Origin of the sequence: Eubacterium maltosivorans (assembly GCF_002441855.2) — a bacterium.
Lineage (GTDB): Bacteria > Bacillota > Clostridia > Eubacteriales > Eubacteriaceae > Eubacterium > Eubacterium maltosivorans.
Genome location: NZ_CP029487.1, coordinates 1,095,748 through 1,115,869 on the forward strand (window position 1 = coordinate 1,095,748; position 20,122 = coordinate 1,115,869).

At 50.6% G+C, this 20,122-nt stretch carries 18 protein-coding genes and 1 other annotated feature; of the genes, 3 read left to right on the plus strand and 15 right to left on the minus strand.

The window, feature by feature from the left end; genetic code table 11:
* Positions 1-4 precede the first annotated feature (4 nt).
* The 7 genes from mutS to hflX all read right to left on the minus strand — a co-directional run bounded on the left by mutS (position 5) and on the right by hflX (position 9,525).
* On the minus strand, positions 5-2,623 hold the full coding sequence (gene mutS, locus CPZ25_RS05455; RefSeq protein ID WP_396133271.1) for a DNA mismatch repair protein MutS: 2,619 nt from the start codon (positions 2,621-2,623) through the stop codon (positions 5-7).
* 142 nt (positions 2,624-2,765) lie between these two features.
* Positions 2,766-4,097, minus strand: a complete 1,332-nt coding sequence (gene miaB, locus CPZ25_RS05460; protein ID WP_096919609.1) for a tRNA (N6-isopentenyl adenosine(37)-C2)-methylthiotransferase MiaB — start codon at positions 4,095-4,097, stop codon at positions 2,766-2,768.
* 8 nt (positions 4,098-4,105) lie between these two features.
* Positions 4,106-5,602: an NAD(P)H-hydrate dehydratase gene (locus tag CPZ25_RS05465; protein ID WP_096919608.1), complete on the minus strand. Its 1,497-nt coding sequence runs from the start codon at positions 5,600-5,602 to the stop codon at positions 4,106-4,108.
* A gap of 194 nt (positions 5,603-5,796) precedes the next feature.
* Positions 5,797-6,168 carry a hypothetical protein gene (locus tag CPZ25_RS05470; protein ID WP_074617021.1) on the minus strand — a complete coding sequence of 124 codons (372 nt, stop codon included), beginning with the start codon at positions 6,166-6,168 and terminating at the stop codon, positions 5,797-5,799.
* Between the two features lie 36 nt (positions 6,169-6,204).
* Positions 6,205-6,930 carry a YebC/PmpR family DNA-binding transcriptional regulator gene (locus tag CPZ25_RS05475; RefSeq protein WP_074617022.1) on the minus strand — a complete coding sequence of 242 codons (726 nt, stop codon included), beginning with the start codon at positions 6,928-6,930 and terminating at the stop codon, positions 6,205-6,207.
* A gap of 102 nt (positions 6,931-7,032) precedes the next feature.
* Positions 7,033-7,701 carry a YigZ family protein gene (locus CPZ25_RS05480; RefSeq protein WP_096919607.1) on the minus strand — a complete coding sequence of 223 codons (669 nt, stop codon included), beginning with the start codon at positions 7,699-7,701 and terminating at the stop codon, positions 7,033-7,035.
* Positions 7,702-7,713: 12 nt separating this feature from the next.
* Positions 7,714-9,525, minus strand: coding sequence for a GTPase HflX (gene hflX, locus CPZ25_RS05485; RefSeq protein ID WP_096919606.1), 1,812 nt, complete (start codon positions 9,523-9,525; stop codon positions 7,714-7,716).
* Between the two features lie 199 nt (positions 9,526-9,724).
* Between hflX and CPZ25_RS05490 the strand changes: the two genes are divergently transcribed.
* Positions 9,725-12,544 (plus strand): transglycosylase domain-containing protein, encoded by a 2,820-nt coding sequence (locus tag CPZ25_RS05490; RefSeq protein WP_096919605.1) that lies wholly within the window; start codon positions 9,725-9,727, stop codon positions 12,542-12,544.
* A 22-nt stretch (positions 12,545-12,566) separates the two neighbouring features.
* On the opposite strand, the gene CPZ25_RS05495 is transcribed toward CPZ25_RS05490, so the two are convergent.
* Both CPZ25_RS05495 and CPZ25_RS05500 read right to left on the minus strand, forming a co-directional pair.
* Complete coding sequence (locus CPZ25_RS05495) at positions 12,567-13,172, minus strand: DUF2284 domain-containing protein (protein WP_167495171.1); 606 nt, start codon at positions 13,170-13,172, stop codon at positions 12,567-12,569.
* A gap of 154 nt (positions 13,173-13,326) precedes the next feature.
* Positions 13,327-14,865, minus strand: coding sequence for a sodium:solute symporter family protein (locus CPZ25_RS05500; protein ID WP_096919603.1), 1,539 nt, complete (start codon positions 14,863-14,865; stop codon positions 13,327-13,329).
* A 110-nt stretch (positions 14,866-14,975) separates the two neighbouring features.
* Positions 14,976-15,237, minus strand: a binding site (T-box leader).
* 140 nt (positions 15,238-15,377) lie between these two features.
* Here CPZ25_RS05500 and CPZ25_RS05505 point away from each other — a divergent pair.
* A complete protein-coding gene (locus CPZ25_RS05505) occupies positions 15,378-16,073 on the plus strand; it encodes a HesA/MoeB/ThiF family protein (protein ID WP_058694126.1) in 696 nt (231 codons plus the stop codon).
* 10 nt (positions 16,074-16,083) lie between these two features.
* Positions 16,084-16,587, plus strand: a complete 504-nt coding sequence (locus CPZ25_RS05510) for a MogA/MoaB family molybdenum cofactor biosynthesis protein (protein WP_058694125.1) — start codon at positions 16,084-16,086, stop codon at positions 16,585-16,587.
* A gap of 7 nt (positions 16,588-16,594) precedes the next feature.
* Here the strand turns inward: CPZ25_RS05510 and CPZ25_RS05515 are convergent, their stop codons facing one another.
* The 6 genes from CPZ25_RS05515 to CPZ25_RS05535 form a co-directional block, all read right to left on the minus strand.
* Positions 16,595-17,152 carry a YcbK family protein gene (locus CPZ25_RS05515; RefSeq protein ID WP_096919602.1) on the minus strand — a complete coding sequence of 186 codons (558 nt, stop codon included), beginning with the start codon at positions 17,150-17,152 and terminating at the stop codon, positions 16,595-16,597.
* Positions 17,153-17,398: 246 nt separating this feature from the next.
* Positions 17,399-17,638: a DUF2922 domain-containing protein gene (locus CPZ25_RS05520; protein WP_074617028.1), complete on the minus strand. Its 240-nt coding sequence runs from the start codon at positions 17,636-17,638 to the stop codon at positions 17,399-17,401.
* A gap of 63 nt (positions 17,639-17,701) precedes the next feature.
* Positions 17,702-17,872 (minus strand): DUF1659 domain-containing protein, encoded by a 171-nt coding sequence (locus tag CPZ25_RS21205; protein ID WP_479723751.1) that lies wholly within the window; start codon positions 17,870-17,872, stop codon positions 17,702-17,704.
* A gap of 94 nt (positions 17,873-17,966) precedes the next feature.
* Positions 17,967-18,602: a hypothetical protein gene (locus CPZ25_RS05525; RefSeq protein WP_096919601.1), complete on the minus strand. Its 636-nt coding sequence runs from the start codon at positions 18,600-18,602 to the stop codon at positions 17,967-17,969.
* Positions 18,603-18,662: 60 nt separating this feature from the next.
* A complete protein-coding gene (locus CPZ25_RS05530) occupies positions 18,663-19,643 on the minus strand; it encodes a GH25 family lysozyme (protein WP_096919600.1) in 981 nt (326 codons plus the stop codon).
* A complete protein-coding gene (locus CPZ25_RS05535; RefSeq protein ID WP_341473491.1) occupies positions 19,643-20,095 on the minus strand; it encodes a phage holin family protein in 453 nt (150 codons plus the stop codon). Before CPZ25_RS05535 ends, CPZ25_RS05530 begins: the two co-directional genes overlap by 1 nt.
* Positions 20,096-20,122 lie beyond the last annotated feature (27 nt).

Genomic DNA, 20,122 nt, shown 5'->3' on the forward strand with positions numbered 1-20,122 from the left:
GGCCTCAATTGTCCTTCAGCTTGCTCTGCAGGCCATAAAGCTGGTTCATGGCCTCCATTGGGGTCATCTCATTTATAGACAGGTCCTTTATGCTGTTGAGCACTGCTTTTTCTTCCTCCGACATGGCCGGAACCATATCGAAGAAATTCACCTGCGCGCTCTCAAAGGATGGCTTTTCGGCCGCGATCATCCCTTCACGGTAGGTGTCCTCACCTTGATCCAGGATATTCAAAATTTCTCTGGCGCGGTTGGTGACCGCCGGCGGGAAGCCTGCCAGCTTGGCGACCTCAATCCCATAGCTCTGATCCGCGCTTCCAGGCTTGATCTTTCTTAAAAAGACCACCCCGTCCGGGGTTTCCCTGACGCCGATACTGAAGTTTTTTATGCCGGGCTTCAGATGCTCGAGCTCTGTAAGCTCATGATAGTGTGTGGCAAAAAGCGTTTTGGCCCCGATAATCTGCTCATCCCAAAGGTATTCCACCACTGCCCAGGCAATGCTGATGCCGTCAAAGGTGCTTGTTCCCCGGCCGATTTCGTCCAGAATGACCAGGCTGTCTCGAGTGGCGTTTTTAAGAATATTGGATACCTCGGTCATCTCGACCATAAAGGTGCTCTGTCCGGTTGCCAGATCATCAGAAGCCCCGACGCGGGTGAAAATCCGGTCGACAATGCCAATTCTCCCGCTGTCTGCCGGGATAAAGGAACCGATCTGAGCCATAAGAGCAATGACCGCTACCTGGCGGATATAGGTGGATTTCCCGGCCATATTGGGCCCGGTGATCAGCATCATCCTGAGATCCTTTCCGTCAAAATGGCAGCCGTTGGTCACAAAATGGTTGATCCCGATAATCTCCTCCACCACAGGGTGGCGGCCATTTTCAATCTCCAGCTCCGGTCCGTTTGTGATCTCGGGCTTTACATAGTTGCCCGCTATGGCCACCTGTGCCAGAGAATACAGGGCATCAATTTCGGCTACATCCCTGGCCCGTTTCTGGATTCTGGATATCTGACCGATGATTTTTTCCCGGACATCCTGGAAAAGCTCGTATTCTAACTGTGCCAGCCGCTCTTCTGATCCCAAAATCTTGGTTTCCATTTCTTTGAGCTCTGGGGTAAAAAAGCGCTCCGCATTGGCCAGGGTCTGCTTGCGGATATAATCCTCTGGCGTCTGGCTCAGGTTGGTCTTGGTAATCTCAATGAAATAGCCAAACACACGGTTGTACTTGACCTTCAGTGATTTGATGCCTGTGCGCTCCCGTTCCTTAAGCTCCAGGTCACGTATCCAGTCCTTCCCTTTTTCGCTTGCCTCACGGTAGCCGTCAATTTCCTCATTATAGCCGTGTTTGATGACCTTGCCATCCTTTAGGGCAAAGGGCGCGTTATCGTCAATGCTTTTCTCGATCAGCTCATAGATATCGGTTAACAGATCTGCCTCTCCGTAGCGTTTCCTGAATACTGGAGCATCAATGCCGGCGAAAAAGTCCTGCAATAGCGGCAGGGCAGAAACAGACTGCTTAAGCGAGAGCATATCCTTGGGGTTGCAGGTCCCAAAAGATATTTTTCCACAGATACGCTCAAGGTCGTAGACCTTTCCCAAAACACTTTTCAAATCCTTAAGAGCTCCTGGATGGCGGTAAAGCTCCTCCACCATATCCTGTCTGGCCTCAATCGCCTTTTTTTCGAGCAGCGGCGCTTCCAGCCATCTTCGCAGCATTCGCCCGCCCATGGCGGTGACCGTCTTATCCAAAACCCAGAGCAGACTTCCCTTCTTCTCGCCAGAGCGTATGGTTTCGGTCAGCTCCAGGTTCCGTCTTGTGGACAGGTCCAGAATCATGTATTCATCATTTTTATAATAAGATACATGGTTAATATGGGTAAGTACCCGCTTCTGGGTTTCATCAATATAACGCAGGAGCGCGCCGGCAGCCCGCACGCTGTGCTCCCGGCGCTCCAGATCCAGAGCTGTCAGGGAATAAACGTCAAACTGTTCCTTGAGCCTTGACTCTGAAGCCTTGAACTCAAAATATCTGGCCGGGTACAGATTCGTCATAATTCCAAATTTTTCTTCCAGCGTTTTAATGGTCTCAGTATCCTTAAAAAGCGTCGGGTTGACTAAAATTTCTGACGGTCCGATTTTTCCAACCTCATCCATCAGCAGAGCCAGGGTATTTTTTCCTGAAATTTCCGTGACAAAAAAGTCTCCGGTGGAAATATCCAGATAAGCCAGACCAACGGTGTTTTTTTCCTGGTACAGAGACATCAGGTAGTTATTTTTTTTTGATTCCAGCAGCTTCCCCTCAGAGATGGTGCCTGGAGAAATCACACGGATAATCTCGCGCTTGACAATCCCCTTTGCCGCCGAGGGGTCCTCCATCTGCTCGCAGATCGCTACCTTATAGCCCTTTTCCACCAGCTTGGTAATATAGCTTTCGGCCGCGTGATAAGGCACCCCGCACATAGGGGCGCGCTCATCCAGCCCGCAGTCTCTGCCGGTTAAGGCGATCTCAAGCTCCTTTGAGGCCTTTAAGGCATCGTCAAAAAACATTTCATAAAAATCCCCGAGCCGAAAAAATAAAATCGCGTCCTTTACCTTCTCGTGGGTTTCCAAATACTGCTGCATCATCGGTGTCAGACCCAAATGATCACCCCTTTCTTAAATTCAGTTGATAGTGGATCGTTTTTAGTTGATCGTTATGGTACGAATCCGTTAAACAGATTCGATTTAAATCAAATTTGCATCTGCAAATTTGTACTAAAACGATCCACTATTCACTGTCAACTATTTCCTCTCCAGTCAGGCTGAAGCTGCCGGCTTTAGTAATTTTTACGTTGACGATTTTGCCAATATGATCAAAGCTGCCCTCAAAATTGACCAGCTTGCCGGTTTCGGTACGGCCGCTGAGACGGTCGGTATTGTTTTTGCTGGGCTCTTCCACCAATACCGGGAGCACTCTGCCCTCGTATTTACTGTTCAAGCCAAAGCTGATATCGCGAAGAACGTCCAGAAGACGGTTTAGCCGGTCATGTTTAACCTCGTCCGGAATCTGGTTCTCCATGGTCGCGGCCGGGGTGCCGGTCCTTATGGAATAAATAAATGAAAAGGCTGAATCGAATTTACAGGCACGCATCACCTCTAATGTGTCCTGAAAATCCTCCTCGGTTTCCCCCGGAAAGCCCACGATAATATCCGTCGTGATGGCCACGTCTGGTATTCTGCTCCGCACCCTGCTCACCAGGTCGATGATCTGCTCTTTGGTATAACGGCGGTTCATGGCCTTTAAGATCCGGGTACTCCCGGACTGGATGGCCAGATGAATCGCCGGGCAGACCTTGTCACACTGGGCGATGGCCTCAATGACCTCATCGGTCAGATCTTTTGGATGAGATGTCATAAAACGGATGCGCTTAATTTTTTCAATTTGGTTGAGATCTCTGAGCAGATTGGCAAAATGGTATCCTGTTTTCAGGTCGTTGCCGTAGGAGTTGACATTCTGTCCTAAAAGCGTAACCTCGAGACAGCCCTCATCTGCCAGACGACGCACCTCCTCGATGATCTTTTCGGGCTGGCGGCTGACCTCGCGGCCCCTGGTATAAGGAACGATGCAGTAGGTGCAGAAATTATTGCACCCGTTCATAATGGTCACAAAGCTTTTAAAAGGGTATTTCCGGTCCACCGGCAGATCCTCGATAATCTCACTGCTGTCATCCCAGATTTCAAAAATCCGCTCGCCCTTTTGCAGATAATTTCCAAGCATCTGGGGAAAGTGATGTATATTGTGTGTTCCAAAAACCAGATCCACCTGAGGATATTTTTCTTTTATTTTTTTCACGATCTCTGGCTGCTGCATCATACAGCCGCACACGGCCAGCACAAGATCGGGGTTTACTTTTTTAACGGATTTAAAGGTGCCCAGATTTCCAAATACACGCACATCTGCGTTTTCACGCACACTGCAGGTGTTTAGGATAACAACTCCTGCTTTATGGACATCCTCCTCCGGCGTATAACCCATATTTTTCAGCAGGCCAGAAATCTTTTCAGAATCATTTTCATTCATCTGGCAGCCAAAGGTCATTATTTTATATGTCTTATTCATTAACCCTCCTATTTGAGTACGTATTTAAACGAATCGATGATGTTTCTTGCCGTCAGGGTGCTTTCACCATAATGCTCAGCATAGTAATCGCCGGCCGCGCCGTGATAAAAAACGCCGGCCTTAGCTGCCTCAAGCAGGTCCACACTCTGCCCCGCAAAGCCTGCGATCATCCCAGCCAGTACATCGCCGGAACCGGCGGTCGCCATTCCCGGGTTACTCGTTGAGTTAAAAAAGACCTCGCCCTCTGGGCTGAATATCATGGTTCTGTAGCCCTTAAGCACCAGTACTACCTGGTATTCCTCTGCAAAACACCGGCCGTGGCCAATGGGGTCTTTCAGGATTTCTTCCCGGTCTACGCCGGTAAGTGTCGAAAATTCTCCAAAATGAGGCGTCAGGATCACTGGTGTTTTGGACTCCTTGAGCACGTCCAGGTTTCTGGACAGATGGAAAAGCCCATCAGCGTCGATGACCACCGGAACCGTGGTATTGTAAAGAAGGTCGTTTAAAATAATGCTGTAATTCTTTTTACGGCCAATACCAGGCCCTATGAGCACCACGCGTTTTCGGTCGTGCTCGATATCCTCCCCGGTAATATTGCAGTCGTAGGTTTTAATCATGACCTCAACCGGAGAGCGGGCGGCCACTGGCAGATATACCTCCAGCGGGACATAGCTGGTAACCAGGCCCGCACCGCTCTTCAGGGCGCCTTCGGTTGCCAGAAGGCCCGCGCCGATCATCCCTTTTGAGCCTGCGATAATCACCACTGAACCGTAATCATATTTATGGGAATTCTTTTTACGTTTTACCGGACAGCGCAGATCTTGCTTCTGCACAAAATATTTATTATTTTCAACGCAGTTTTCATCGATCCCGATGTCCACAAGTACTGGCTCGCCCACGCAGTCCGGACCGTCGTTCAGCAGACAGCCCACCTTATAGTTCTGGATAATGATGGTCTGGTCTGCCTCCACGGCGGCCTCGAGTGTCAGCCCATTATCTCCCCGCAGGCCAGAAGGAATGTCGATGGCGGCAATGCGTTTTCCACATGCGTTAACGGCGTTCAGCAGCGTTTCGTACCATTCTCCCAGCGGGCGGTCCTTAAGCCCTGTTCCAAAAACAGCGTCCACCACCAGATCTGCTCCGGCCAGTGAGGCCTCAAAGCCTTCAAGACCAGCCTCGTGAGATAAAAACTGAACAGCCACACTGCTCTCCCGAAGACGGCTGTAGTTGGTCTGGCTTTCCGGAGACATCTTATCCGCCGGCTCGGTGAAGAACACCTGAACCGAAAAGCCCTTTTCGCTGAGCTGTCTGGCAATGACCTGACCATCGCCGCCGTTATTGCCTGGACCGCAGATCACACAGATCAGCATCCCCTCTTTCAGCGTGCTTTCAATCACCCGGGTACACTCGGTACCGGCTTTTTCCATCAAATCAATTCCACTGATACCGGAAGCAATTGTTTTCTGGTCCATTTGTGCCATTTCCTGTGGCGTTACCACCTTCATTTTAGTCCTCTTTTCTTTATCGATCCTCCGGCCTGTAAGCTGTAAATGCAGTACGCGCAAACGCGTTTTTTTCATAAGGGCCGGGTGTCTTTATATCTTAAGATGATTAGATTATATCAGACTTTAACGTCTTGTAAAGCATAAAAAAGTAAGAACCAATGAAAGTCCTTACTTCTCTTAAATAACCTTTATTTTTACTGGTTCTCTGCCGGGGCCGGGGTCGGATTTTCCTCCGGGGTGGCCTCCGGCGCCGCTGCTGGAGTCGGCTCTGGCGTTGCCGTCGGCTCTGCTGTCGGCTGTGCTTTTTGTATGGTCGTGCTCGAATTGTTCTTTTCCTTCACTTCTTCCACAAAGGTTGACTGGCCTATACTGGCCGCGTATACTTCCTTCACACCTTCTGGTGTCATGACAATACGGTCCGCATAATTATAGACATCCTCCACAATAAAGGATGAGGTTAAAAAGACCATGACGAAAGCAATGATGATAAAGACCAGAAAGTCCTTACCCTTCCCCTGCTTTTTAACCTTTGGCTCTTTTACCGGCTTTTTTTTCTTTTTACTCATCTGGGTACCTCCAAATCGGCCCGCGGGTATTTATTTCTATTCTTCGTTCCAGTTGTGCCATACTTCCTGAATATCGTCGTTGTCGTCGAACATATCCAGCATTTTTTCCATTTTTTTGGCGTCCGCATCGCTTAACGAGGTTTCGGTTGATGGGATCATGGCAACCTCGCCGGATAACACCTCGATACCGTTATCTCTCAGGGCGTCCATAACTGCCGCGAAATCCTCAGGGGTGGTGGAGATTTCATATCCTTCATCTGAGGTTTCCATATCCTCTGCGCCTGCGTCCAAGGCAACCATCATCAGTTCATCCTCATCGATGGCGTCACTTTTTTCAATCATGATACGGCCTTTTTTGGTAAACATAAAGCTTACACAGCCGCTGGTTCCAAGATTTCCGCCGTTTTTATCAAAAGCGTGGCGCACATCGCCCGCGGTTCTGTTTTTATTATCCGTCAGACACTGCACAATAACCGCCACGCCTGAGGGGCCGTAGCCTTCATAGGTAATTTCTTCGTATACAGCGCCCTGAAGCTCACCGGCACCTTTTTTAATGGCGCGGTCAATGTTATCATTGGGCATATTGGCAGCCTTTGCTTTTGCCACGGCGTCGCGCAGTTTCGCGTTCATTTCAGGATCTGATCCGCCTTCACGCGCTGCGACAGCGATGTATTTTGCCATTTTAGTAAAAACCTTACCCTTGGCAGCATCCTGTTTTCCTTTTCTGTTTTTAATATTGGCCCATTTTGAATGTCCTGACATATTATTCCTCCGTTTAAAGTTCAATAACCACTGCAATAAAGCGCGTCATACGCCTTTATTGTCAATGCTCTGTATAAATTCTTGTTCCGACTATTAATTGTATCATACACGTTTCGGTTCATCAACGCTTAATTTAAAAAAAGGTATATCCACATAGCGCTGTTCCATGACCGCGTAATCAAAGCGCCCATTGGTGGTTTCCCGGATCAGCGCCAGGAAGCTCTCGGTTTTTTTTATTTCGATTTCAAAATCCAGACCCACCTTTTCGCCAAAGCTTTCGGCCGCCGGCTTATAGCCCTCGGCCGCCAGCACGTTCATCAGTCCGCCGTAGCTCGTATAGTCGATCTCAACGGTAACAATATCCGAAAACTGCTTTTTGACCACCTCGCACTGGTTCAGCACTTCGGCCGCTGTACCGCTGTACGCCCGGATAAGGCCGCCTGCGCCCAACTTGATCCCGCCAAAATAGCGGATAACCAGCACTAGGATATTTTTAATATCGCGCTTGTTGATGACCTCCAGAATCGGCTTCCCGGCTGTCCCCGAGGGCTCGCCGTCGTCGCTTGCCTTCTGGCGGGCCGGAACCGTGTTTAAAACCCAGGCAGAGCAAACATGGGTGGCCTTGTAATGCTCTTTTTTTACCCTGGCCAGAATTGTGTCGGCTTCGGTTTCATCCCGGACAGGATAAACGCGCCCGATAAAGCGGGATTTTTTAATCTCAAGCTCTGTCTCAAAGGGGGTGAGCACTGTCAGATAATCTTGCTGTTCCATTTTATCCTCCTGTCACTCAGCTTCCACTTCATACTTTTCATATTGATGCGCCGGGAACTCACTGTCTATGGAAACCCGAACCCTTGTGCCGCCTTCATCGTAACGGGTATCCAGAACGGTACTCTTTTCATGAAGCACGGCTATGGCGCGGCTGTCCTCATAGGGAATACAATAGGTCTTTTCAAGCGACATGCCCTTAAGGTCGCCCTCAATCAGCGCTGTCAGCGCCTCAATATGCCACTTCTCCCTCGCGGAAATGCAGATGGCGTCGCCAGCCCGGGCGGCCCTGTTCTCAAAACGCTCCCGCTCCTCAGGCACCAGCCTGTCCATCTTGTTATAAACCATCAGCACTCTCTTATGGCCGGAGCCGATATCCCGCAGCACCTGGTTAACCACCTCGATCTGGCTCTTATAATTGGGGTTGGAGGCGTCCACTACATGCAGAAGCAGATCGGCGGTTTCCACCTCTTTCAGTGTCGTTTTAAAAGCCTTGATCAGCTCATGGGGAAGCTTCTCAATAAAACCTACCGTGTCGGACACCAGATAATCCCCGGCTTCGGGGCGTACCTTCCGGATGGTTGAATCCAGGGTGATGAACAGCCCATCTTTAATGACCGCATCGCTTTCCGTAAGCACATTAAACAGGGTGCTCTTGCCTGAGTTGGTATAGCCGATCAGGGAAACCGTGCGGATATTGTTTTTCTGGCGGCCCTTGGCATTCAGCTCGTTGGTCTGGTTGATTTTGGCGTTTTTGCGCTCCAGCTCATCGATCTGCCTGCGGATATGGCGGCGGTCGGTTTCCAGCTTCTTTTCACCCGGGCCGCGGGTGCCAATGCCCCCGCCGGTACGGGAAAGCACAATGCCCAGGCCCTTCAGATGGCTGAGCCGGTACTTCTGCTGGGCCAGCTCCACCTGGAGCTTACCCTCTCTGGTTCTTGCCTGTCGCGCGAAAATATCGAGAATGATGGTGGTTCGGTCAATGGTTTTGACGCCCGTAATACCCTCGATATTGCCGATCTGATTGGCGCTGAGCTCATCGTTGGCCACAATCAGGTTGATATCCTTATTCTGGATTATTTTCAATATTTCCAGAAGCTTGCCCCGTCCAACGTAAAAGACCGGATCGATCTGGGGCCGGTGCTGGGTCACCACCTCGGCCACCTCGCCCTCAGCCGTTTCGACCAGCCGGGCCAGCTCCTCCATGGACTCCTCAAGATCGATGCCGCCGCGGCTGCCGCTCACCTCCACTCCAATGAGCAGCGCACGCTCCCTCTCGTCCTCAATATCGAAGCCTGCGCCTGGGTCCCGCCGCAGAGTGCGGTTGGCGGCCAGCACATAGTTTTCCAGCGGGAAGCGGTTCAGCTGCTCCAGAGATTCGCAGATGCCCATGCCATAAACCACCTGCCCGTCTTTGACTACGGGCGCGCCGATCCCAAACAGTACAGGCCTGCCTTCTCCTACACCCACAGCCACCATACATTCCACCGATAAATGATCCGACGCCGAAAAATCCTCCTCTGACAGATGCGGGTTTCCGCCGGGGTGGGTATGGATAACCCGGATACGGTTCAGGCCTTTCCGGTTTTCCTGAACCCTGGAGTGATCCAGGGGCACCTTGGCCGCGTCGCCGATCCCCACATATTCAATTTTGCTTTTGTCGTTGGTCATCACCAGAATTTCCCGGCCCAGGGTCTTCGTAAGCCTTATCAGCACCGCAAGCACATCCTCATCCAGCAGCACCTGGTTCTCCATGGTATAGCCAATCAGCTTATTCAGTTCGTCCAGGATGCTCCGGCGCACCCCTTCTGCTTTTACTTCAGTCATAAATACTTCCTTATATATAGTAATTACAGCTGCCGTCACAGACAGCGAGTTTATTATAACACGAATGCCTTAAAAAAAGGTCGGTAATTTACTTCATCTATTCTACCTCGGAATTCTCCATTGTCGATTTCATTGCTATTTTTTTCGTTTACAGATATAATAGTACAGTCAGAAACTTAAGTAAGTAGGAGGTTTTATAATGTTAGAAGATAAAACACCCCCTGAAAATGAACCCCAGAAACAACAAAGTTCAAAACCGAAAACACCGCTCCGTAGAGAGGCCGCCCCAAACGGCAGAAAAACGGAGAAACCTGGTTCCAAAAGTCCTAAAAAAAAGAAAAAGGGCTGGAATGACCGGACCATTCCCCAAAAGGTCGGGCTGATTTTTATCATTCTTTTTATTTTATCGCTTGCAAGCGGCGGCGCTGCCTTCGGCGCGCTCTATGCCCAGACGCCGCCCCTTGACACCGATAATTTTAACTACATCGAAAACGCCCGCATCATGGATGTCAACGGCAATTTCTACCAGGACCTCCAGGGCGCGGAGCGGCGGGAGATCGTCTCCATCGACACCATCCCAGACCATGTGCAGAACGCCTTTGTCGCCATTGAGGACCAGCGTTTCCGCAGCCATCACGGCGTGGATTACAAACGCTTTGGCCGGGCCATCGTCGGCGTGCTTTTTTCAGGCGGGAGCCTGGACGGGCCCGGCGGCAGTACCATCACCCAGCAGCTCATAAAGCTCACGCACCTGACCTCAGAAAAAACTGTTACCCGCAAATTTCAGGAAATGGTGCTGGCCACCAAGCTGGAACGGGTCTACACCAAAGACCAGATTCTGGAGGCCTATCTGAACAAAATTAACCTTTCCCACGCGTGGGGCGTTCAAGCTGCTTCCGAAATTTATTTTGGTAAAAGCGTCTCCGATCTGAATGTGGCCCAGGGGGCCATATTGGCCTCTATTGCCAATTCGCCGTCCTATTATGATCCCTATGTCTACACGACAGATGAACAGGGCAACGAGGTTTTTGCCACCGAGGCAGACGGCCGCTATACCCTGAACCCCAACAACATGGAGCGCTCCCTGCTCGTCGTCGATAAGATGCTGGAGCTGGGCTATATTGATCAGGCCCAGTACGATCAGGCCAATGCAGAGCTTTCCGGCAATCAGGTAGGGCTTGTCTATAATGAGCCGGATAACACCTACTCCTATTTTACCGACGCCGTCTATGAGCAGGTCGTAAATGACCTTCAGACAAAGTACCGCTATACCGAAAACGAGGCGACTGATATGCTGCTCGGCGGGGGGCTTACCATTTACGCAACCGTCGACCCCAAGGTCCAGAGCGCCATGGAAGCAGAATCTCTAAACGAAGATCTCTACCCTTCCCAGTCTGGCTCGGCAGCGGCGGCCTCTGAGGCTAAAACGGCTGATACAGGCGTGGAAACAAACTATATTCCTGAGGTCGGCATGACCGTCATTGACAACAGCACCGGCAATGTGGCCGGTATTGTGGGAGGACGGGAGGAAAAGACCAATCTGTCCCTGAACCGGGCTACCCGAAAATTCCAGCCTGGCTCCTCAACCAAACCGCTGACCGCCTACGGCCCCGGGATTGATACCGGCGCCATCACCCTCGGCACTGTTTTTGCCGATGTGCCCATCGCTTACCAGGGATGGCGGCCAAACAACTCCAGCGGCACCTTTGAGGGCCTGACCACCGTGCGCGAGGGGATCACCAGCTCGGTGAACACCATTGCCGTTCAGGCCAATGTGGCGACCGGACTCACCCAGTCTGCCGCCTACGGAACCCGTCTTGGACTGGATATTGTACAGGACGGCGACGCCAACGACATGACCCCAGCGGCTCTGGCCCTTGGAGGATACACCCACGGGCAGTCCTCACTGGCTATGGCCAGCGCTTACTCCGCTTTCCCGAATATGGGCGTTCATAAAACGCCATCTTTCTACACAAAAGTCGTAGACCGCAGCGGAAAAACCCTGCTCGAAAATACAGACAGCTCTGAGCAGGTCTTTAAGCCCCAGACCGCCTATCTGATGACCGATGCCCTGAAGGGCGTCGTAAACGGCGGAACCACCAATATTTATGTGGACGGCCAGCCTGTGGCCGGAAAAACCGGTACCACCGATGAAAACCGCCACGCCTGGTTCTGCGGCTATACACCCTATTATTCCATGGCGGTATGGTATGGCTATGATGAAAATGTCGTGGAGACAAGCGAAGGCACCTATTACCTGAATATCGGTATTTTTGGCGGAAGCAAACCTGGGCCGGCCTCTATGTTTGAGGCTGTGATGAACGATATTCACGAAGGTCTCGAGCCTGCCGCTTTCCCGGACAACCCCGGCGGCATTGTCACCGCCGCCATTGACCGCGTCTCCGGCAAGCTGGCTACCGATTTATCGGCCAAAGATCCCAGAGGCTCCATGGTCTTTAATGAAATGTTTATCGACGGCACCGCCCCTACTGAAAAGGACGACTGCCATACGCTGGTTTCGCTGGATGTCACCACAAACAGCTACGCAACTCCCTACTGCCCGGCCAGCTCGGTGCAGAGTGTGGTGCGCCTGCAAAAGGTCAACCGGAATTTCCCCCAGGGGATCACACCGGTAGATTCGGACTATATCGCCTCCTCCGAGACATCTGTCATGGTTCCGCCCGAATCCCAAACCTGTCCGGTGCATACCACCGCTCCCGGTGTTGAGATCACATTTTTGGTAAATGGTGGCGCGGTTGGCGGCACCCTCAACATGCAGCCTGGGAAATCCATCACGGTTACCGCAAACGGCCCCAACAATCCGGCCACAGTGGTTTCCGCAAGCGGCTCCTCCGCCTCGGTTTCACAGAACGGCAATCAGATTCAGATCGCAGCGGTCAGCCCCGGCGTTACCCAGATCACCGTCACCCAGAAGATCTCTGTCAATTATCAGCAGGGCAGTCAGGTGAAAACCTACGAAACGACCTACACACGCACGTTAAATATCAACGTTACATAAAGAAGGGCTCTTTAGCCCTTTTTTATTTCTTCAGCAGTCCGCCCATCAGCATAAAATATTCGGGCAGACGGTCCTCAGACATCCACTGTATCTCTTGCTTCAGGTATTTTTTAACCGACAGCCCCACATTGCCGCCAAGGGATTCTACCGAATGCCGCATTCTTTCTGGACGCCTGCAGGGCTCTCCAAAAGGCCTGGTGCACCCCCCCTCCCCACAGACGTCACAGCTGCCCATGGACAACGCCACACTGCCGGGATACTGGGCTTCAAGCTTTATAAGCTCAGTATCGAGGGCATGACTTTCCTTTTTAAGAATCTGCCCCGAAATCTTTTTAAAATCCTCCACCGCACAGTCCCGGCTAATCTCCCGGGTATCAAAGATAATTTTCTTGCCACTCATATAAAAACTCCGGTAACTCCGCCAGAAATCCTGAACCGAAAAATCAAAAGGCGGACAGGCCCAGGTTTTTCCATAGCTTGGGCAAGCCTCGCAATAACCCAAAAAGGTGGGAATATCCACGCAGCTCTCCATATATTCGGGAACGGGTATCTCAGCCACGTAGGCCTCCACCCGGTATTCCGGAAACTCAGCTGTCTCAAAGGTCCTGTCTTTCGCGTTCTTTGTCATTGTCTTTCCTCCTGTAATCATTTACCTGTACTCAGTATAGTGACAAAAAGCCTGATTGTCAAACCTTTTCATTTTTTAAAAAAATGCATAAAAAACTGCCTCATATATAAAAGACACCCTCTGCCGAAGGGCAGAGGGTGTCTTAAATACTGTTCTATTCTCCCAAATCTTCCTTAACCGATACAATGACCTTGGTATCATAGGATGCAAAGGCGTCGTCCACCAGACGCTTTCTGGGCGCTTTGGTCAGGAGACTGATCACCGGCACAAAGACCAGGCCCATGATCATGGCAAAGGCACCCGCGTTGATGGGTGACTGCAAGACCGGCGGAAAAGCTGTGCGGAAGAGCATATTGCAGATCATGAGCACCGTGCTGAAAATGAAGGAAACCCAAACCGCTACTTTGGTTGTCCGCTTCCAGTACAGGCCGTAAAGGAACGGTGCCAGAAACGCACCGGCTAAGGCACCCCAGGATATGCCCATCAGCTGGGCAATAAACGTGACAGAGCTCTTATACTGCACAATGGCGATGATCACCGAAATCAGGATAAAAACCACAATCAGGCAGCGAATCGTAAACACCTGCTTCTTCTCATCCATGTTTTTAATCAGGTTATCCTTAATCAGATCCAGGGCCAGGGTCGAGCTGGACGCCATGACCAGCGAAGACAGTGTGGACATGGAGGCCGACAGAACCAGGATCACCACGATCCCAATGAGCAGGGAGGGCAGGTCCTCCAGCATGGTGGGAATAATAGAATCATAGCCGCCGGCAGCAATGTCGATCCGGTCTGAGAACAGACGGCCAAAGCCGCCTAAAAAATATGATCCGCCGGCCACAATAATGGCGAAAAAGGTGGAAATAACCATGCCCTTGTTGATGGAGTGCTCATCTTTGATTGCATAGAACTTGCCAACCATCTGCGGCAGTCCCCAGGTTCCCAGGGAGGTCAGGATAATAACCCCCAGCAGCGACAGAGGATCCGGGCCGAAAAAGGACGTAAAAGCGCCGGCCTGGCTGGAGACCGCTGGGTCGCTGACATGGGACAGGGTGTTCAGCGCTTCCATAAAGCCGCCGTTGTTCCCTAAAACCACAGCCACCACAGCAATGATCCCAAAGATCATAATAATCCCCTGGATAAAATCGTTGATGGCGGTGGCCATGTATCCCCCGGCAATCACATAAATCCCTGTCAGCACCGCCATAACTACAATACAGACGGTATAGTCAATATTGAAGGCCATGCCAAAAAGGCGGGAAAGCCCATTGTAAAGCGATGCAGTGTAGGGAATTAAAAACACAAAGGTAATGATGGACGCCCCGATTTTCAGCTTATTGGAATCAAAGCGCTTGCCGAAGAACTCCGGCATGGTGGCTGTATCCAGATACTGGGTCATGATGCGGGTGCGCCGCCCGAGCACCACCCAGGCCAACAGCGAGCCTAAAACCGCGTTCCCCAGGCCAATCCAGGTGGACGCGATCCCGAATTTCCAGCCAAACTGTCCGGCATAGCCCACAAAGATAACGGCGGAAAAATAAGAAGTCCCGTAAGAAAAAGCCGTTAACCACGGACCGACGGAGCGGCCTCCAAGCACAAACCCATTGACATCGGTGGAATGCTTCCGGCAGTAGAAGCCAACGATCACCATACTGGCAAAAAACGCCACGAGTAAAACAATCTTTTCTGTCATATTAAACCATAATCCTCTCCTTTTAATTTGCGGATAACCCGCTTTACCAAAACGCGACAGAAGCATCTGTCGGACAGGAAAATGCCAAATAAAAAAATCCCGTCCTCCAGACAGAGGACGGGAGCTCATATACCCGCGGTACCACCTCAATTTCGCGCCGCTTCACAGCGGAGCGCTCACAGGGTACGGCGCACATGTATACGCTTATACCCTTGCGCTTTAACGGGCGCTCCCGTTGCAGCCTACTCGGAAAACCCTTTCGGTACACAGCTCACAAAATGTATTCAAAACGCCGTTCTCACCGCCTCACACCAACCGGCAGCTCTCTGGGAGACTTAAGCATTCCTACTTCTTTCTGGTCACAGCCTTTAACATTGCAGTTTCGATTTTTAAATTCTATCATGTTAAAGTATGTCTGTCAATCCATCAAAAGTAATTTTATACAGGAAATCTTGGTTTTTCGCCGTAAACCATGCTATAATGGGCATATCAAGCATTGAGGAGGCCTTCTGATGAACCTTTTTACCAAAAGATACGACCGCAACTTTCCGGCCTTTTCGCCGGATGATTTTGCCATTATCCAGCGCAGCACGGTCAGCGTGGTGGGCTGCGGCGGCCTTGGGGGCTATATTATCGAGGCGCTGGCCCGGATCGGCATCGACGGGCTCGTTCTGGTCGACGGCGATATTTTCGATGTCTCCAACCTGAACCGACAGCTCCTGTGCACCGAGGAAAACATCGGCTGCCCAAAGGCCGAAGCCGCTGCCGCCAGGGTTCACGCCATTAACAGCGGCGTTACCGTCACCGTGTACGATGCCTTTTTAAACGAGAACAACGCTGAAGAATTTATCGCCGACAGCGACGTTGTCATCGACGCTTTAGACAATATCCCAGCGCGCCTCGCGCTCCAAAAAGCCTGTAAAAAGCTTGAAAAGCCTCTGGTTCACGGTGCCATCGGCGGCTTTAACGCTCAGGTTACCACTATTTTTCCGGGAGACGATACCCTTTCACTGCTTTACAAAGTAAAGGAGGACAACGGGGCTTACAAACCCCAGAGCGGCGGAAATCCGGCATTTACACCCGCTTTGGCCGCCGCAGTGGAAGTGAGCGAGGCCCTGAAGCTTCTGACTGGAAAAGGGGAAACCCTGCGCAAAAAACTGCTTTACATCGATCTGCTCGACAACGAATTCACAACCTTTGAACTTTAAGGAGGATATCATGTTTACTGTAGCCATTCTAACCCTGAGCGATAAAGGCTCACGCGGAGAACGCGAAGACAAAAGCGGCCCCGTCATTGCCGAGATGCTGGATGCTGACCTGTACGAGGTCGTGCATACCGCCATCCTGCCCGACGAGAAGCACATTATCGAAAGTAATTTAAAAGCCCTGTGCGACGCCATCGACCCGGTTAATCTGATTCTGACCACTGGCGGCACAGGCTTTTCGCCCCGGGATGTCACCCCCGAGGCCACTACCTCGGTCTGTGACCGGCTGACCCCCGGCATTCCCGAGGCCATGCGTTATGAAAGCCTGAAAATCACGCCAAAGGCCATGCTGAGCCGAAGCGCCGCCGGCATTCGCGGGCGCACCCTCATCATCAATCTGCCCGGCAGCCCAAAGGCTGTCCGCGAAAATCTGGCCGCCATCCTGCCAGCGCTGGATCATGGGCTTGAAATGCTGCTGAGCGCCGGCTCAGCCGAGTGCGCCGCACCGGAAAAGTAAGGCTGGCCTAGCCATTGACCTCGACGTGCAGATAGCCCTGGCTGTAGTAGGGCAGCACGTTCATACCCAGCTCTTTGGCCGCCAGCACCAGATCGCCCAACGCCACGCCCGGACAGTACAGGTCTGCCGCGCAGCCACGTTTATGAAAGGACCAGCTTACACCGCCCACCTCCTCGTTTCGCGCCTCACAGCGTACCCCCGAGGTAATGATGACCGGACAATCGAAAGTGCACCGCAGCGCCTCTATTTTTTCAAGGAGCTCTGGGTTCATACCCGCAGGCCAACCATCGCAGTAACCCGCACAATCGCAGGCATATTCCGACATCAAAAAATGCGCTGACGCGTGCGGCTCCAGGACTTCAGGCGGTTCTGGAGGTTCTGACTCCGGCGGCGTGTCCACGCCCTTTTCATCTGGAGGTCCCGGCGCTGGAGCTGCCGGCTCCAGCACCGGCACCTCTGGCGCCGCCTCCGGCATTTTCTGAAAGTTTACCAGAAACACGCCGCTTGTCACAACGACCAGCACAGCGGCCAGTGTGATAAAAATACGTTTATAAAATTTTTTCATATAATTCCCCCCTTTAAGGTGAAAAGTGGACGGTGGAATGTGGAAGGTTCATGTCCCCTTTGGCTAACGCCAAAGCCATTAAAAAGGCGGCCACAGGCCGCATCGCATCAAATCTGCCACAGGCAGATTTGCACCGGAACTTTCCACTATCCACTTTCAACTTTCAACTAAACAATCCTCTTTTTAGCGCTCTGTCTCTTATTGTTAAAGTTCCTCTAAACGCTAAAAGGGGCTTTCGCCCCCTTTTTATGCTGCGTTCTCAATAACCACATCGGTTTTAGTGGTGTCGACTTTTACGGCTCCAGTCACCTTGGCCAAAGCGAAACCCTCAGGCTCAAAGGCGCCCAGATCAACAATGGACTGCGCGCCGGTTTTTATCTCCGCGTCGGTAATCCCCTCTTTGTAATCCGGGATGGTCATTTTAAATTCCTTTCCGTCTGTGCGCTGAAAATAGATGGATAAATCTTTGTTGGTTGTTGCTGCCATGTTTTAATCTCCTTTATTTTTTAATTTTGTTGCCTGCCTGCGGCACGACAAGAGCGTCGTGCCCTACGCCACTTCTACCATCGCCTCTGCCGTTACCTTCACCTGCTTCTCTCTAATGGGCTCCTGCATACCGGTAATGGCTTTGGCCGTACCTACAAAGGCCTCGTCTGTCACTTCCTTCTTGACATCGCCGTAGGTTTTAGAACCCTTGACAATTTTAGTTCTTGGTTTTATTCAGGTAATAAAAAAACACACTCGAAAGTGTGTCAGAATAATTAAATTTGTTATCCAAAGTTTTATTCACGTATGTCCGGCTGCACCTATGTTGTTAAGAGAATGTTTTTTTCATTATGGCATCGGGAATCTCCCCAATATTCTTGATGAATTTTTCATACTCTTCAAAAATAGCTTTACTGAAATCAGATGTAGGACTTTCTCCGCCTTTTTGTACGGTAATTATTTCATTTATATATATACAGAAACTATCAACGTAGTTTGAAATACTGTTGTTTTTTAAAAAATTTTCATCAACTCCAAAACGCAAAAACTTTTTATATGTCTGTTGGATTTTAATTATATACAGAGTCAAAGCTCTTTCTTTTCTGTATAGCATAAAAGAAAACTCACCTTTTTCTTCAGTTCCAATAATTTCGGCGGGATAATCTGGACTACACAGATCAATTAATTCATCGCAAAGAGCGTAAATTCTATTTTCATAATCCTTTCTTTGCATTTGAACGAAACTTTCTTGACTTTGTTTTAACGAATAGTCTATCGTAACAAGCAGAGCGGTTATTGTCGCGATTGCTCCTAACATCGTACCGTAATATCCAACGGACATCTCTGCGTTCCACCCTTGTATCCAACAAAGATAGTTTAACCCAATAGGGCCAAGTATAAAAATCAAAACACCTGTAATTACAGCAATTAGTTTATGTTCTTTTATTACATCTAATATCTTCATGCTCCCAATTATACCAAAAAATAAAAAAAAAGGCCAGCCTAAAAGACTGACCTTCCCATACTAATTAATCCGAATCGTATCCCCCGTATAAATCAAATCCGGGTTTTCAATCCCATTCAACGCCGCCAGATGTGCAACGCTCGTACCAAACTTTCCAGCAATACTAGAAAGTGTATCGCCGCTCTGGATCGTATAAGTCTGCCCGCTACCGGAGGCCACCCCATCAATCACAATTATATCGCCGGGATAGATCAGGTCCGGGTCAGCAATCCCGTTGATCGACGCCAGATGCTGGTAAGTCGTTCCGTATCGGTCCGCAATAGCAGACAGGGTATCTCCACTCTGTACAATATGGGTGGTTGTATTCTGTGCGTTTTCCTGCGCTTCTGGTGCCGGTACTGGCTGCGGCTGCGGCGTTACACCGGTGCCACCCCCTGCGTAAGCGTCCCAGGCAGCATGATCGCCGTAGAACACATTTAAGTCTAAACGGTCAGACCAGCCGGGCAGATAGCCGCCAGACGTGTACTGGAGCATTGAAGCACCAGCCCAGTCGCTGATGGGGTACATCGGCGCGTCCGGCCAGTAACCATCGCAGCTGTCGGTACTGTAGTAAGCGACCCATAAGCCATAATCTCCCGCGACAACCGCGCTCCAGTCCCACTCATTGACCACGGAGCCGGACATGTAAATCATCGGCTTAATGCCCGTTCTGGCCTGTACTCTGTCCAAGAACGCTTTGGCGTATCCCGACCCACGCGTAACCGCATGGGTTTCCCAGTCCAAAACCAGAACCGCTTCACCGATATAGCCAGCCACATTGTCCACAAAGAAATCTGCTTCAGCCGTCCCTGAGCTGTTCCCGTCCGCAAAGTGGTACACGCCCAGCTTCTTGCCGGCCGCTTTGGCCTGCTGGTAAGCCCGGTCACAATCGCCGTTCACATAATTTAATCCCTCGGTCGCCTTAATAATTACAAAATCGGATGGCACAGCAGCCGTATCTATCCCTTGCTGCCATGCGCTTATATCAATACCGTTTAACATTACTTTGTACCCCCGCTTTCTTTTTCTTCATTTTTATTTTTCAAAATCTCAATGGCCTTCGTGATCGGCTCCGGAATCGGAACCCCCATCAACCCAGCGTTTTCCACAATACTTAGAATTTCATTAATACAGTAAGCGATGACCGCAGCATCCCGGACGAAGTTCGTGCCGATAAGCATATCCAATCGACAGGCAATTAAAACCACCATAAGCGCCACGCCTTTTCTCAAAAGCCCTTTAAATCCAGCTTTTGATTCCAGCGCCCCTGTCTCCGTTTTGGTGCTGTTTTTGAACACCCCGGCCACGATCAGCCCGGTTACGTAGTCAATCAGCATCAGTATTACAAGTGTCTGCAAAGCGGTGTCCCATCCTCCGAAGTAAGTTGCAACTGTACTTAAAATAGTCCCGGTTATTCCCATAATCACAGGGCCTTTAGCAATCATATTTTCCATTTTTGGTTCCTTCTTTCTTTGGTTTTT

Coding starts and splice junctions, on each gene's coding strand:
- CPZ25_RS05495 (WP_167495171.1), bottom strand. CDS start 13,172: ATGACAAAGAACGCGAAAGACAGGACCTTTGAGACAGCTGAGTTTCCG.
- CPZ25_RS05525 (WP_096919601.1), bottom strand. CDS start 18,602: ATGAAGATATTAGATGTAATAAAAGAACATAAACTAATTGCTGTAATT.
- miaB (WP_096919609.1), bottom strand. CDS start 4,097: ATGAATAAGACATATAAAATAATGACCTTTGGCTGCCAGATGAATGAA.
- CPZ25_RS05520 (WP_074617028.1), bottom strand. CDS start 17,638: ATGGCAGCAACAACCAACAAAGATTTATCCATCTATTTTCAGCGCACA.
- CPZ25_RS05490 (WP_096919605.1), top strand. CDS start 9,725: ATGTTAGAAGATAAAACACCCCCTGAAAATGAACCCCAGAAACAACAA.
- CPZ25_RS05475 (WP_074617022.1), bottom strand. CDS start 6,930: ATGTCAGGACATTCAAAATGGGCCAATATTAAAAACAGAAAAGGAAAA.
- hflX (WP_096919606.1), bottom strand. CDS start 9,525: ATGACTGAAGTAAAAGCAGAAGGGGTGCGCCGGAGCATCCTGGACGAA.
- CPZ25_RS05465 (WP_096919608.1), bottom strand. CDS start 5,602: ATGAAGGTGGTAACGCCACAGGAAATGGCACAAATGGACCAGAAAACA.
- CPZ25_RS05515 (WP_096919602.1), bottom strand. CDS start 17,152: ATGAAAAAATTTTATAAACGTATTTTTATCACACTGGCCGCTGTGCTG.
- mutS (WP_396133271.1), bottom strand. CDS start 2,623: ATGATGCAGCAGTATTTGGAAACCCACGAGAAGGTAAAGGACGCGATT.
- CPZ25_RS05535 (WP_341473491.1), bottom strand. CDS start 20,095: ATGGAAAATATGATTGCTAAAGGCCCTGTGATTATGGGAATAACCGGG.
- CPZ25_RS05530 (WP_096919600.1), bottom strand. CDS start 19,643: ATGTTAAACGGTATTGATATAAGCGCATGGCAGCAAGGGATAGATACG.
- CPZ25_RS05510 (WP_058694125.1), top strand. CDS start 16,084: ATGTTTACTGTAGCCATTCTAACCCTGAGCGATAAAGGCTCACGCGGA.
- CPZ25_RS05505 (WP_058694126.1), top strand. CDS start 15,378: ATGAACCTTTTTACCAAAAGATACGACCGCAACTTTCCGGCCTTTTCG.
- CPZ25_RS05470 (WP_074617021.1), bottom strand. CDS start 6,168: ATGAGTAAAAAGAAAAAAAAGCCGGTAAAAGAGCCAAAGGTTAAAAAG.
- CPZ25_RS05480 (WP_096919607.1), bottom strand. CDS start 7,701: ATGGAACAGCAAGATTATCTGACAGTGCTCACCCCCTTTGAGACAGAG.
- CPZ25_RS05500 (WP_096919603.1), bottom strand. CDS start 14,865: ATGACAGAAAAGATTGTTTTACTCGTGGCGTTTTTTGCCAGTATGGTG.